Annotated in this window: 8 protein-coding genes; 4 read left to right on the forward strand and 4 right to left on the reverse strand. The window is 71.2% G+C overall.

What is annotated here, in order from left to right:
* Nucleotide 1: 1 nt before the first annotated feature.
* The 4 genes from ACTRO_RS19605 to ACTRO_RS19620 are packed head-to-tail and all read left to right on the forward strand — an operon-like array spanning nucleotide 2 to nucleotide 5137.
* Nucleotides 2–2176 carry a hypothetical protein gene (locus tag ACTRO_RS19605; protein WP_034265068.1) on the forward strand — a complete coding sequence of 725 codons (2175 nt, stop codon included), beginning with the start codon at nucleotides 2–4 and terminating at the stop codon, nucleotides 2174–2176.
* Nucleotides 2173–3111, forward strand: a complete 939-nt coding sequence (locus ACTRO_RS19610; RefSeq protein WP_051452444.1) for an ABC transporter ATP-binding protein — start codon at nucleotides 2173–2175, stop codon at nucleotides 3109–3111. Before ACTRO_RS19605 ends, ACTRO_RS19610 begins: the two co-directional genes overlap by 4 nt.
* Nucleotides 3108–3824, forward strand: a complete 717-nt coding sequence (locus ACTRO_RS19615) for an ABC transporter ATP-binding protein (protein WP_051451078.1) — start codon at nucleotides 3108–3110, stop codon at nucleotides 3822–3824. Before ACTRO_RS19610 ends, ACTRO_RS19615 begins: the two co-directional genes overlap by 4 nt.
* Nucleotides 3825–3844: 20 nt before the next feature.
* Entirely contained in the window at nucleotides 3845–5137 is a 1293-nt protein-coding gene (locus ACTRO_RS19620; protein ID WP_051451079.1) for an ROK family transcriptional regulator, read from the forward strand.
* 1414 nt (nucleotides 5138–6551) lie between these two features.
* On the opposite strand, the gene ACTRO_RS19625 is transcribed toward ACTRO_RS19620, so the two are convergent.
* The 4 genes from ACTRO_RS19625 to ACTRO_RS19640 all read right to left on the reverse strand — a co-directional run bounded on the left by ACTRO_RS19625 (nucleotide 6552) and on the right by ACTRO_RS19640 (nucleotide 12714).
* Complete coding sequence (locus tag ACTRO_RS19625) at nucleotides 6552–7058, reverse strand: hypothetical protein (RefSeq protein WP_034265074.1); 507 nt, start codon at nucleotides 7056–7058, stop codon at nucleotides 6552–6554.
* Nucleotides 7055–9298 (reverse strand): glycoside hydrolase family 9 protein, encoded by a 2244-nt coding sequence (locus ACTRO_RS19630; protein ID WP_063628033.1) that lies wholly within the window; start codon nucleotides 9296–9298, stop codon nucleotides 7055–7057. Before ACTRO_RS19630 ends, ACTRO_RS19625 begins: the two co-directional genes overlap by 4 nt.
* 280 nt (nucleotides 9299–9578) lie before the next feature.
* Entirely contained in the window at nucleotides 9579–10244 is a 666-nt protein-coding gene (locus ACTRO_RS19635; RefSeq protein WP_034265077.1) for an SDR family oxidoreductase, read from the reverse strand.
* 109 nt (nucleotides 10245–10353) lie between these two features.
* A complete protein-coding gene (locus ACTRO_RS19640; protein WP_063628034.1) occupies nucleotides 10354–12714 on the reverse strand; it encodes an MMPL family transporter in 2361 nt (786 codons plus the stop codon).
* Nucleotides 12715–12769: the final 55 nt, after the last annotated feature.

The raw sequence follows: 12769 nt of genomic DNA on the forward strand, positions 1-12769 counted from the left end.
CATGCGTACCAAGCGTCTGCTCGACGCCGCCCTGCTCGGCTGGCGCCGCCCGGCCACGATCGCGCTCGCCGTCGTCGCCGCCGCCTGCGTGGCCGGTGCCTGCACCACCACGCGCGCGGATATCGCCGCCCGATCGCACACCCTCAATGCCCTGATGGCGCAGAGCCCGGCGGACCTGGAGACCGTCACCACGAACGTGTCGGACACCGCCTTCGAACAGCTCGTCAGCCCGGTCACCGCGAATGCCGTCGCCGACACGACATCCAGCGTCTACAACGTGCTCAAGTCCCGATTCGCGCTCGCCCCGCGGGCCCAATCCTGGGGCAGCGTGGTGGACAACGGCCACCAGCTCGAGCATGCGCCGGCCGCGATCCAGCCGACCGGCTGGAACCCGCCCGTGCTGACGCTCGGCTACTTCGAGAACGACCAGCAGCACGCCGAACTGGTCTCCGGCCGCTGGCCCGCGAAGGTGACCCAGACCTCGAGCGACATCGACACGGCCGAGATCGCGGTGACGCAGGACACGATGAAACTGCTGCACGCCAAGCTCGGCGCGACGCTCGACGACGGCCAGTCCACCTCGTGGGCCGGCAACCTGAAGCTCGAAGTGGTCGGGGTGATCGCGCCCATACAACCGCAGAACGCGTACTGGCAGTCCACCGGCGTCATCCAGACACCGATCAAGAACACCCCGGGCCTCGGCGCGCCGCCCAATTGGGACCTCGGCGCTTTGATCTCGCCTGACGCGCTCTCCTCGGGTCTGCTCTCCAGCTGGAACACCGTGGTCAGCTTCACCGCCCCGCTCGACACCCAGATGACGGCAGACCAAGGCACCGCACTCCAGCAAGATCTCACGACCGACCTTGCCGCCGCGACGCAGCAGATGAGCGACCAGGACCAAGGCATCGTGGGCTTGCAGTTCGAAAGCCAGATCGGCCCGCTCCTGCTCGCTTTCATCGACGCGCAGTCCGCCGGCGAGCTGCAGACGGCGATGCCGGAGGCAGGGCTGGGCGCGATCGCGCTGCTCGCGCTGCTGCTGCTGTTGCGCTGGACCGTCGTGGTGCGGCTCGCGGCGAACGAGACGTTCCGCGCCCGAGGGGCGAGCCTGTGCTGGCTCGCGATCGAAGCGGCCGGTGAATCCGCCGCCGTCGTTCTGCCGATCGGCGCCGCCGGCTGGGCGATCGGCGTCCTCCCGGGCCGAACACCGCCACGCGAGCTGGTCGTCATCAGCGCTCTGCTGATCCTCGCCCTGCCCGTCGCGATCGGCCTGTGGACCTTCTGGCGGCACCGAGCCATCGACAAGCGCCGCGTCCGCCGCGAGAGCCATCAGCCCCGCACGTCCGGCTACCGCGTGGCCAGACGGACCGTACTGTTCGCGACCGTCGCCGTGGTCTGCGCGCTGAGCCTCCAGCAGTCGCACGCGCACGGCCTGTCCCCGGCGACGGGGATCGACGCCGTCTCCGCGCTCGCGCCGATCGCGGCGGCGGGCCTGGCCACCCTGGTCGCGGCGGCCCTCGCGCCGCAGGCGATCAGGATGCTGCTGCGGCCGGTCCGGGCCCGCCGCGGCGTGGTCGGGCTGCTCAGCCTGACCAGGATGGCGCGGGTACCCGGGCCGGCCCTGGTGATCCTGCTGGTCCTCAGCCTCGCGCTGTGCACCGCGGACCTGTCCGTCGCACTCGAGCGCACCCCCGCCGCCCACGGCGGCGCGGCGGTCGGCTCCAGCGCGGCCGACGCCGCCCAAGCCGGGCTGCTGATGCACCAGTCCGTCAAGGTCCTGCTCACGATACTGGCCGGCCTGTCCGTGGGAACGGCCTGCCTGGTGGTCGCGCTGGTGGCGCTCGGCGACGCGACCGAGCGCCGGGCTTCGGCGGCACGGCTCTCGGTCATGGGCCTGACCGGAACGCAGCAGCGCAGCCTCACCCTGGCCGAGCTGTCCGCGCCGCTCGCGCTGGCCTGCCTCTGCGCCAGCCTCAGCGCCACCCCGCTGCTGTGGGTGGTGCGCCCGGCCCTGCGCCAAGGTTTCACCGGCGACCCGCGGATGACCTGGTTCTGCTTGGCCGTGCCCGTGCTCATCGTCATACCGGCCGCCCTCGCGACCGGCCTGGCCGGCGCGGGCCTGGCCCGGCGCGGCCCGACCGGCTCACTGCGCGGCGGCGACTACGCGGAAGGGATCTGATCGTGTCCGATCTGCTCACCCCGGAGGCCGGCCACGCCACGCCGCGTGCCGACCCGGCCGAAGCCGCCGTCGAGTGCCACTCGCTGGTGCGCATCTACCGCACCGGCAACCTCGAGGTGCAGGCGTTGCAGGGCCTTGAGCTGCGGGTCGAGCGCGGCGAGCTCGTCGCGGTCGTCGGCGCGTCCGGCAGCGGGAAGTCCACGCTGCTGGGCATCCTCTCCGGCCTCGACGCGCCGTCCGCCGGCTCGGTGCGGGTGGACGGCCGGGAACTGGCCTCGCTCTCAGCGAAGGAACGGCTGGACTACCGGCGGCGCACCGTCGGATTCATCTGGCAGAGTCCGCCGCGCAACCTCATCCCGCACCTGACCGCGGCCGAGAACGTGGCGATGCCGCAGCGCTTCATCGGCATCCGCCCCCGTGCCCGCCGAGCCCGCGCGCTGGAGCTGCTCGATTCGATGGGCGCGCTCTACTGCAAGGACCGCGTCCCCGGCCAGCTCTCCGGCGGCGAGCAGCAGCGCGTGGCGATCGCCGTCGCCCTGGCCAACAACCCGGCACTGTTGCTCGCCGACGAACCCACCGGCGAACTCGACTCGGACACCGCCCAAGAGGTCTTCACCGCGTTGCGCGAAGCCAACTCCGTGCACGGAGTCACGACGGTGATCGTCACGCACGACGAGGCCGTGGCCGGCCAAGTCCGCCGCACCGTGGCGATCCGCGACGGCCGCACCTCGACCGAGACCCTCCGCCCGGGCGCGGACGCGACGGAGGAGGCGGAAGAGGTCGAGTATGTAGTCGTCGACCGCGCGGGCCGCATGCAGCTGCCCCACGAGCTGGTCGACCAGTACGGAATCAGGGATCGAGTCCGGCTGACCAGGGAGACCGGCCACGTCGGCGTGTGGCCGGACAAAGACAAGGCACAGGAGATATCCGAATGAGCGAACTACTTGTCGCAACTTCCGTCACCCGCGACTTCGGCTCCGGCCGCAATCAGGTGCACGCGCTGCGCGGGGTCTCGCTCTCGGCCGCGCCCGGCACCGTCGTGGCCGTGCGCGGGCGGTCCGGCTCCGGCAAGACCACGCTGCTCAACATCCTCGGCGGCCTGGATCTGCCCACCAGCGGCACGGTCCAGGTGCAGGGCCGCGACCTGGCCGCGCTCTCGCCGCGTCAGCGGGTCCTGCTGCGCCGCGAGACGATCGGCTTCGTCTTCCAGTCCTTCGGCCTGATCCCGTTCCTGTCCGCGGCCGAGAACGCGAGCGTGCCGCTGCGGATCTCCAGCGCGGACCCGAAGCAGCGCGACGAGCGGGTGCGCCGGGTGATCGAGCTGGTCGGCCTGGCCGGGCACGCCGAGCACCGGCCGGCCGAGCTCTCCGGCGGCCAGCAGCAGCGGGTCGCGATCGCGCGCGCGCTGGTGCAGGGCCCGCGCATCCTGATCGCGGACGAGCCGACCGGCCACCTCGACTCGCGGCACGGTATGACGATCTGGCGGCTGCTGCGCGAGATCGCCGAGACCGAGGGCACCGCGATCGTGGTCAGCACGCACGACCGCCGCGTCGCCGAGTTCGCCGACCTCGTGCTCGACCTGCGCGACGGGCTGGTCGCCGAGAGCGAGACCGAGGGGAGCAGTGTCCCGGCCGCTCGTACCAGCTGAATCTGGGTTACATTCCAGTAATGACGAGCACGCGGATCGCCGACTCGGCCCCGGCCCAGCCCTGGAGCAGCCGCACCCTGCGGGTGAACAACGAGCGCGTGCTGCTCGAGCGGCTGCGGGCCTCCGGCGCCACGTCCCGGGCCGAGCTCGCCCGCGTCACCGGCATCTCGAAGCCGACCGTCTCGGCCGCGCTCGGCAACCTCGAGCGGGCGGGCCTGGTGCGCGAGACCGGCGAGATGGCCACCGCGTCCGGCCGCGGGCGCTCGGCCGTGCTCTACGAGGTGAACCCGACCGCGGGCTACGTCGTCGGCATCGACATCGGACGGTCCCGGATCCGGGTCGCGCTGGCCGATCTGGACGGCACGCTGCGCGGAAGGCGCGAGGTGCCGACCGCGATCGAGGAGGCGCGGCCGGCCGACGCGTCGACCGCGGACTCGATCGTGGCCACCGCATCCGGACTGGCCCGCGAGGTGGTGGCCGAGGCGGGGCTCGAGTGGGACCGAGTCGTGCACACCGTCGTGGGCACGCCGGGCGTCTTCAACCCCGACACCGACGAGGTCCGCTACGCCGGCAGCCTGCCCGGCTGGGGCCGCGCCGGAGTGGTCGAGCGGCTGCGGAGCGAGTTGGGCACAAGTCTGGCCGTGCACAACGACGCGAACCTGGCCGCGCTCGGCGAGTACGCCTTCGGCGCGGGCCGCGGCTGCCCACTGCTGGTGTTCCTGATGGTGGGCACGGGAGTCGGCGCCGGCATCGTGGTCAACGGCGAGGTCTTCGGCGGAGCGCACGGCGCAGCCGGCGAGGTCGGCTACCTGCCGTTCCCGCCGGGGCAGAACCTCGACGGCCCAACTGGCCGTGCGGCCCGCAAGGATTCTGACCCCGCCGAGGCCGAGGCTCCGCACAACGCGTTCCTGCAGCGGGGCATGCTCGATGCCGCGGCCGGCGGCAGCGCGGTCGTACACCTCGCGGCCACCGCCGGTTCCCGCGAAGCGGGCAGCCCGAAGGCAGTCTTCGACGCCGCCCGCGCCGGCGACACGGCCGCCCTCACGGCCGTGCGCGCCGAAGCCGCGCGCCTCGCCCACGCGGTCGCCTCGATCGCCGCGATGCTCGACCCCGCCCTTGTCATCCTCGGTGGCGGCATAGGCGACAACGCAGACCTGCTGCTCGACCCGCTGTACGACGCCCTCGAGACCCTGACTCCGCTGCGCCCACCCGTAGTCGCCGCGGCGCTCGGCGGCGACGCCGTCCTGCTCGGCGCCATCGCGACCGCCCTGACCACCGCCCGTGAGTACGTGTTCGAAGGCCGTCGGCTCTAGGTCTCGGCTGAGTGCTCGTGGGCCTCGGTGGCTTGTCGGGTCGGGGTGGTTGTCGGGGTGGGGGCGGCCGCTTCGCGCCGCCCGGTTCTTCTGTCCACCCGCCCACCCGTTGCGTTGGCGGGGCGGCCTGCGGTTTCAAGATCTCGCCGCCGGCGGGCCCTTCCCTCGGAGAGAGATGCCGGGGTTTGTGGGGTGCTGTCGTTGGTGGGGCGGGCTGTTGTTCGGGATGGTGGAGTTGCGGGGGTGTGCTCTCTCCTCGGTCGGTCCCCGGAGGCAATCAGGAACCTGCCGGGAGGTCAAGCGGCGGAGGTTTCCGTTGGTGGTGAATCCTGCAGCGCGCCGCTTGACCTCCCGGCAGAACCCTGATCGGGCTTCGCCTGCCCGACCGAGGAGAGAGCCCACCCCCTGAGGGTCCGGTGCGAGCTGCGCTCAGGCCGAGTCCCATCCCGCGGCCCGGTCACGCTCGGTCCGGAAGAATCCTGCATTGCCGTGGTCCTGCCATCCGGATCCTTGATCCGTGTGAAGGGTCGGTGCTCGGGTCGCGCTTGCTGCTGAATCGTGCATCGCCTTGGTGCGATCGACCTTGATCCCAGGCCTCGCGGCAGAATCCCGCAGGCCGGCCGCGTTCGATGCGGAAGAATCCTCCATCACCCTGATCCGGCCATCTCGATCCCCGATCCGCGCGAAGAGGTCGGTGCTCGGGTCCGCAGCCCGGTCGCACCCCGAGGGGAAATCCTGCACCGCTTTCGGCCACACCCCGTCCACCACCCCTCCCATCACAAGTCCTGATCCCCTTACTCTTCCATGCTAGACGCCACCACCGACAAAAACCGCGAATCAGGCTTTCACCGGATAAGCAGAAATTACTGGAGATTTCCGGGCACTTGCTCGTGCTCCCCGGCGTTGAAGGAGTAGAGAGGAAGAGCGGCCCAGAACGGCGATGCAGAATCTTTCCGCGCCGAGCACGACCGGGCCACGGGCTCGGACCCGGGCCCGAGCGCAGCTCGCACCACTCCCCAGGGGGTGGGCTCTCTCCTCGGTCGGGCAGGCGAAGCCCGATCAGGGTTCTGCCGGGAGGTCAAGCGGCGCCATGCACAATCGACCATCAACGGAAACCACCGCCGCTTGACCTCCCGGCAGGTTCCTGATTGCCTCCGGGGACCGGCCGAGGAGAGAGCACACACCCGCAACCCCACCACCCCGAACCCCAGCCCGCCCCACCAACGACAGCAACCACGCAGCCCCGGCACTCTCTCCGAGGGAAGGGCCCGCCAGCGGCGTTTTTCGTCTTGAAACGCAGGCCACCCCACCAGCGCTCAGCCGATCATCAATTCGCGATAAAGCAAGAAGAAGGCCCCACCCCCGGAGTGCGGTACGGGAGTGAGGCCTTCGGTCTCAGTGGGCTGCCTCTCGGCTAGCTGGTCCGGATTGCGTTGTCATCCTCGACGAACGTGGTCGTGCCGCCCTTGCTGTCCTTCTCGGTCCCGGTGAACTTGAGCGTCACCGCCTGCCCGGCGTAGCTCGAGATGTCGTAGCTGTGCTGGGTGTAGCCCGCGGCCGCGTCCAGGTTGGAGAACGTTGCCAGGGTGGTGAGCACCGTGCCGGAGGAGTTGAGCGGCTGGACGGTGAAGGTGTCCGGCTTGGCGGTCTTGGTGTTCTCCGTGCTGTCGATGTGCAGCCAGAACGACACCGTCGCGTCGCAACCGGACGGGATCGTCACGGTCTGCGCGAGCGTGCTCTTGCCCTTATTGGTCCCGTTGCCGTTGAAGCGGGCCATCCAGCTGCCGCCGTGCGGGCTCTGGCCACCTGCTTTGGTGATCGGCAGGCTGCCCGACTGCGAGGTCTCGACCCACGGCGTCACCGAGTTGCCGTTCTCGAAGCCGCGATCGCTGAGCACCTGCGTCGCGGTGCACGCGCTCACGCCGCCCTCACCGTGAGGGTGAGGGTGGTCGAGTGGCTGCCCGAGGCGGCCTTCCCGGTCACCTTGATCCGGTACGTGCCCGGCGCCACCGCCGAGGTGGTCTTCACCGTCGCCTTGGAACTCGCGCCGGCGCTGACCGAGGCCGGGCTGAAGGAGACCTTCACGCCGTTCGGCACGTTGGTCGCGGTGAACGAGACGTTTTCGGCCCGGCCGCCGCTGACGGCCGTCGAGACCGTGGCAGTGGCCGACGATCCGGCCGTCACCGCCGGTGAGGACGAAGGCACCGCGATCGAGAAGTCGTTGGCGGAGGCGGAACCGAGCAGCGACTCCTGCAGTGAGCCGGCGAGGACGAGACCGCCGTCCATATCGAGCGCGGGCTCGCTGCTCTGCCAGGACCGGACGTCGTCCACGTACTCGCTGCCCTTGCCGGTGAACGTGGTGAAGGAGTCGTTCTCGCACTTGACCATGCCGTCCATCAGGTCGCCGAGGCCGCCCTTGAAGTTCGACTTGCCGTTGGGCCCGTTGACCACGGCGCCGGTGTCCACCTTCGTCGAGAGGTTCTCCAGCTGCCCGCCCATGCACTCCGGGTAGGTCGTGCCGACGCCGGCGACGAACGTGGTTCCCCACGCGTTCCCGCCGAGCAGCCAGTCGCGCTGCTCGCCCGCGAAGGCGGCGTACTCGGTGTCACCGCTGAGCTTCTGGTAAAGCGCCTCGGTGGAGATGAAGCCGAAGGTGTGCGAGTCCACGTCGAAGTCCGCGTAGTCGCCGCCCTCGCGGAAGATGTCCGAACCCGCCGTGCTCACCGCGGCGGAGAGCTGGGACTTGAGATCGGCCACCAGGCCGGACTGGGAGACCGCGAGCCCGGATGGGCTGCCCGCGTCGCCGATCGCGGTGTACAGGTCGGAGTGGGCCAGGGCGCTGACGTCGTACAGGTTCAGCGTGTCCTGCCCGGAGTCGGCGGAGATGTAGTCCGACGCCCAGGTGGCCGCCTGAGTCAGGTAGCCGGCATAGCTCGGCTCGCTCCGGCCCATGTCCTGCTCGGCCCGCACGATCTCGGTGGCGCCCAGCTCCATCGCGTCGTGCCAGATGCCCTCGGGGTAGTAGGCCTCGGGCAAGGTCGAGGTCAGGTTGTCGTCCTCCGCCGCCGATGTGTCCGCCAGGGCGTAGAGCGACGTGGCGTCGGCGAGCTCGGTCTGCGCGCCTGCGGTGTTGCCGGCGAGCTCGTCCTGCTGTGCGGCGAAGGCGAACGCGGCCGAGACCCGCCCGACGACGTCCGGCGAGATCTTCGCGCCCGGCGCGGCCGCCTCGAACACCGGCCGGTGCGCAGCGGCCCAGTAGTCGGCGGAAGTGGTGTCGGAGTCGTCCGCCTGCGGCTGGCGCCAGATGTCGTGGTCGCCGAAGTAGGTGGTCTCATCCCCCGCGCCGATGCCGACCTGGAGGTAGAGCGTCTTGGTGGACGGGTTCCACATCTGATTCAGATATGACGTCCCGTACTGGGCCTCGGCGGTCAGCGCAGTCGGGGCCGAAGCGCCGAGCGACAGGCTGGAGGCGTAGAGCAGATCGTCGGCGTATGCGGTGGTGAAGGTGAACTTGAGGTAGTCGCCAGCGTCGAACCACCCGCCCTCGGCGTTCACCGCGGTCGCCCCGGAAAGCTTGACCAGCGCGCCGCTGATCTGGTCGCCGGTGCCTCCGTCGCTGTCCGCGATGAAGGTCGGGGTCTGATACACCGTCGCGCTCGCGTCGTTCAGGTGCGAGGCGGACCGTCCGAGCGAAGCGGAGGCGACCTGCGATGCGCCGTCGCGCTGGTTCTGGAAGAAGTTGACCGCGTCCGAGACCAAGGGCCCGTAGAGCGACGAGGCGCTCTCGATCTGGAAGGTGTCGGAGGTCGCCGCGTCGGTCCCCGACACGGTGACGTGGTAGGTCCCGGCAGCCGTGACGCCGGAGAAGTCGATCGGGTAGACGTCAGGGTACGAAGAGTTCCATTTGCCGCGACTGCTGGTGGTGACTGTTCCCTTCATAACGGTGGCGCCTGCGGAGTTGATCACCTTGTAGGTCTCGCCGGACACCGCGGCCGGGGCCATGAGGTAGGCGATCTTGGTGTCGGACGGCAGATAGCCGACCTGGTCCGTGCGTAGCTGCGGCGAAGCCGCCGCGTAGGCCGCCGGCCCGGACACCACGACCGAACACACCACGCCGAGAGCCGTGGCCGCCGCCAGGGACGCGACATGTCGCTTGGACATTGCAGACTCCTGAATGGGTACGCCGCGCGCGCGAGTGAGAAGCACACAGGGCGAGGTAGTTAAGTTTACTAACTTGCTCGCACCGTACTGAGCCGCCGCCACGCCGTCAAGAGTTCGGGCGAAGCGGCGGGAAGCTCCTCTGAAGCCCGTCTGCAGTCCCGCTGAAGCCCCCTTTCAGTTACCTGGCGAAGGGCGCGTCAAGGCACATATTCATCGGGGGACGAGGGTGATGGGGACGCGCATGCCGCCTCGGTCGGCCGCGCGCTCCTGCCGTCGCTGCTCAGTGCGCGAGGGCTGCGACGGCTTCGGGGACCGGGACGTCGCCGGCGATCACTTCGATGGTCTGGCGCGAGGTGCCCGGGGTGGCGAGCAGCTCGGCGATCACGGCCGCGGCATCGTCGCGCGGGATGAAGCCGCCGCCGGTGCTGCGGTCGATGCGGACCTTGCCGGTGCCGGGCTCGTTGCGCAGCGTGCCGGGGCGCAGCACGGTCCAGTCGAGGTCGGTGCGCGCGCGGATGTCGTCGTCCGCGGCGCCCTTGGCCCGCAGGTAGGCGCGCAGCACGGGGTCGCCGTCGAAGCGCGAGTGGGCGTCGGCGCCCATCGAGGAGAGCATCACGTAGCGGCGCACCCCGGCCTCCTCTGCGCCGTCGGCGAGCAGCACGGCGCCCGCGCGGTCCATCGTCTCCTTGCGCTCCGAGCCGCTGCCGGAGCCGGCGCCCGCGGCGAAGACGACCGCGTCGGCTTGGGCGCCCTCGATCGCGCGGGCGACGTCGTCGACCGAGGCGGATTCGAGGTCGAGCACCACGGGCTCGGCCCCGGCCGCGCGCACCTCGTCGGCGTGCTCGGGCTGCCGGATCAGGCCGACCACGTGATCGCCGCGCTCGCTGAGCAGCCGGCTCAGCCGGAGAGCGATCTGTCCGTGTCCACCCGCGATCACAATGCGCATGCGGCGAGTCTAAGTTCGGGGCCGCGGCGCCGCCCGCCCGGTTGGGCGGTTCGGTGACGGCGGGCCCGGCCGCCGCGACCGTGCCGCGCCCGGGCCTGCCGGCGCCTGGTCAGCCAGGCAGCTTGGCCTCGCCCGCCGCGGCCGCGGCCGGCTTGGGCAGGGTGGGCAGACCGGGCAGGCTCGGCATCGCCTTGGCCAGCGCACTCGGCAGCGGGAAGCCGGGGATGGCCGGGCGGCGCGCGCCGAGGAAGACCGGGGTGGGCAGCGGCTCCGGGATCACCAGCAGCCCCTCGATCGGCGAGGGCTCCACGGTCAGGCGCGGCAGCGGACGGTCCAGCCAGCGCGGGAGCCACCAGTTCCACCGGCCGAACAGGTGCATCGCGGCCGGGACCAGCACCGTGCGCAGCACGAACGCGTCCAGGAGGACGGCCGCGGCCAGGCCGATGCCGAACTCGCCGATCACCCGCTGGCTGCCCACCGCGAAGGAGCAGAAGACGCAGATCATGATCGTCGCGGCCGCGGTGATCACCCGCGAGGTCTCCACCTGGCCGAGTTTGACCGCCCGGGTGGTGCAGCCGGCTCTGCGCCATTCCTCGTGCATCCGGGAGACCAGGAAGACCTGGTAGTCCATGGACAGGCCGAACAGGATCGCGATCAGCATCACCGGGAGGAAGGCCTCGACCGGCCCGGAGCCGCCCATGCCGAGGGCGCTCGAGCCCCAGCCCCACTGGAAGAACGCGGTGACCACGCCGAAGGCGGCGGCCGCGGCCAGCAGGTTCATCACCGCCGCGGTCAGCGGGATCAGCAGGCTGCGGAAGGCCAGCAGGAGCAGCAGGAAGCTGAGACCGACGATCACGGCCAGGAACAGCGGCAGCTTGGAGCCGAGCACCGAGGCGAAGTCGGCGTTGGTCGCCACCAGGCCGCCGACGTGCGCGTGCAGGCCGGTGCCGGCGGTGGCGGCCGGGATGACGTGCTCGCGCAGCTCGGAGAGCAGGTCGGTGGTGGCGCTGGACTGCGGCGAGGTGGTCGGGATGACGTTGATGACATCGACCGCGCCGGCGCCCTTCGGCACGCTCGCCTGCTCGACCGCGCCGGCCACGCCCGGGGTCCGGCTCAGCTCGTCGACCAGGTGCGCGACCTGGCCCTGCTGCTGGGCGCCGGTGGTCTGGACGGCGACCGTCAGCGAGCCGTTGAAGCCCGGGCCGAAGCCGGAGGCCAGCATCTCGTAGGCCTGGTGCGTGGTGCTGCCGGCCGGGTCGTCGCCGGCGTCGGCGGTGCCGAGGCGCAAAGTCAGGGTGGGGATGGCGAGCACGACCATCAGCAGCAGCGCGAGCAGGCTCAGCGCACGCGGCCGGCGGTGCACCACGTCGGCCCAGCGGTGCCACAGGCCGCGCGGCACCGAGACCGCGGCGATCCGGGCCGCGCGGACCCGGGTGAGCGCGGGACCGGGCTGCTGGCGACGCTGGCGGCGGGAGAGCGCGCGCGGGCCGAGGAAGCTCAGCATCGCGGGCAGCAGGGTGAGCGCGGCCAGCACGGTGACCGCGACGGTCAGCGCGGTGGCGACGGCCACGCCGTCGAGGAAGCCGATGCCGAGCACCAGCATGCCCAGCAGCGCCACGCACACCGTGCCGCCGGCGAACAGCACCGCCCGGCCCGAGGTGGTCACCGCCTGGCCGATGGAGGTGTCGATGGGCAGGCCGTCGGTCAGGCCGCGGCGGTGCCGGGTGACGATGAACAGGGCGTAGTCGATGCCGACGCCGAGGCCGACCAGCGCGCCGAGGGTCGGCGCGAAGCCGGCGATGTTCAGCCCGTGGCTGAGCAGGCCGACCGTCAGCAGCCCGCCGCCGACGCCCGCCGCGGCGGTCAGTATCGGCAGCAGCATGGAGAACAGGGAGCCGAAGGCGAGGAAGAGCACGATGGCGGCGGCCGCCATGCCGACGACCTCGCTGTCCTCGGCCGGGGTCTGTAGCGCGCCGGAGACCGCGCTGCCGCCGAGTTCGACCTGCAGGCCGGTGTGCGCGGCGCTGTGCGCCATCGTGATCAGGTCGTTGGCCTCGGCCGAGCTCAGCCCGGAGGCGGCGTCGTCGAGGTCGATGGAGGCGTAGGCGGTCTTGCCGTCCGCGCTGATCTGGCCGGCCCCGCCGGGCGTGTAAGGGCTCTGCACGGACTGGACGTAGTGCGCCGAGGTCATCTCGTTCACCACGTGGTCCACCGAGGACTCGACCGAGGCGGCTCGCACGGTGCCGCTGTCGACGTGCCAGACCAGGTCGACCGTGTCGCCCTCGTGGCCCGGGAACGCGGAGTCGAGCAGCTGCTGCGCCTGCGTGGAGTCCGTGCCCGACAGGGCGAAGCTCGAGTTGTACGCCGACCCCTTGGCCAGGGTCCCCGCACCGAGTCCGAGCAGGACCAGAGCCCAGGTCACCACGACCAGCAGACGGTGACGGGTACACCAGAGCGCGAGGGCGGTCAAGAGGTCTCCCTGTGGTAGCGGATACCACCCAGCGCTCTGCACGTGCACCTGGCGG

The organism is Actinospica robiniae DSM 44927 (assembly GCF_000504285.1).
Taxonomy (GTDB): domain Bacteria; phylum Actinomycetota; class Actinomycetes; order Streptomycetales; family Catenulisporaceae; genus Actinospica; species Actinospica robiniae.

What these genes read in the sequence shown, in the direction of transcription:
- ACTRO_RS19605 (WP_034265068.1), top strand. Translation starts at nt 2, where the DNA reads ATGCGTACCAAGCGTCTGCTCGACGCCGCCCTGCTCGGCTGGCGCCGC.
- ACTRO_RS19615 (WP_051451078.1), top strand. Translation starts at nt 3,108, where the DNA reads ATGAGCGAACTACTTGTCGCAACTTCCGTCACCCGCGACTTCGGCTCC.
- ACTRO_RS19620 (WP_051451079.1), top strand. Translation starts at nt 3,845, where the DNA reads ATGACGAGCACGCGGATCGCCGACTCGGCCCCGGCCCAGCCCTGGAGC.
- ACTRO_RS19630 (WP_063628033.1), bottom strand. Translation starts at nt 9,298, where the DNA reads ATGTCCAAGCGACATGTCGCGTCCCTGGCGGCGGCCACGGCTCTCGGC.
- ACTRO_RS19635 (WP_034265077.1), bottom strand. Translation starts at nt 10,244, where the DNA reads ATGCGCATTGTGATCGCGGGTGGACACGGACAGATCGCTCTCCGGCTG.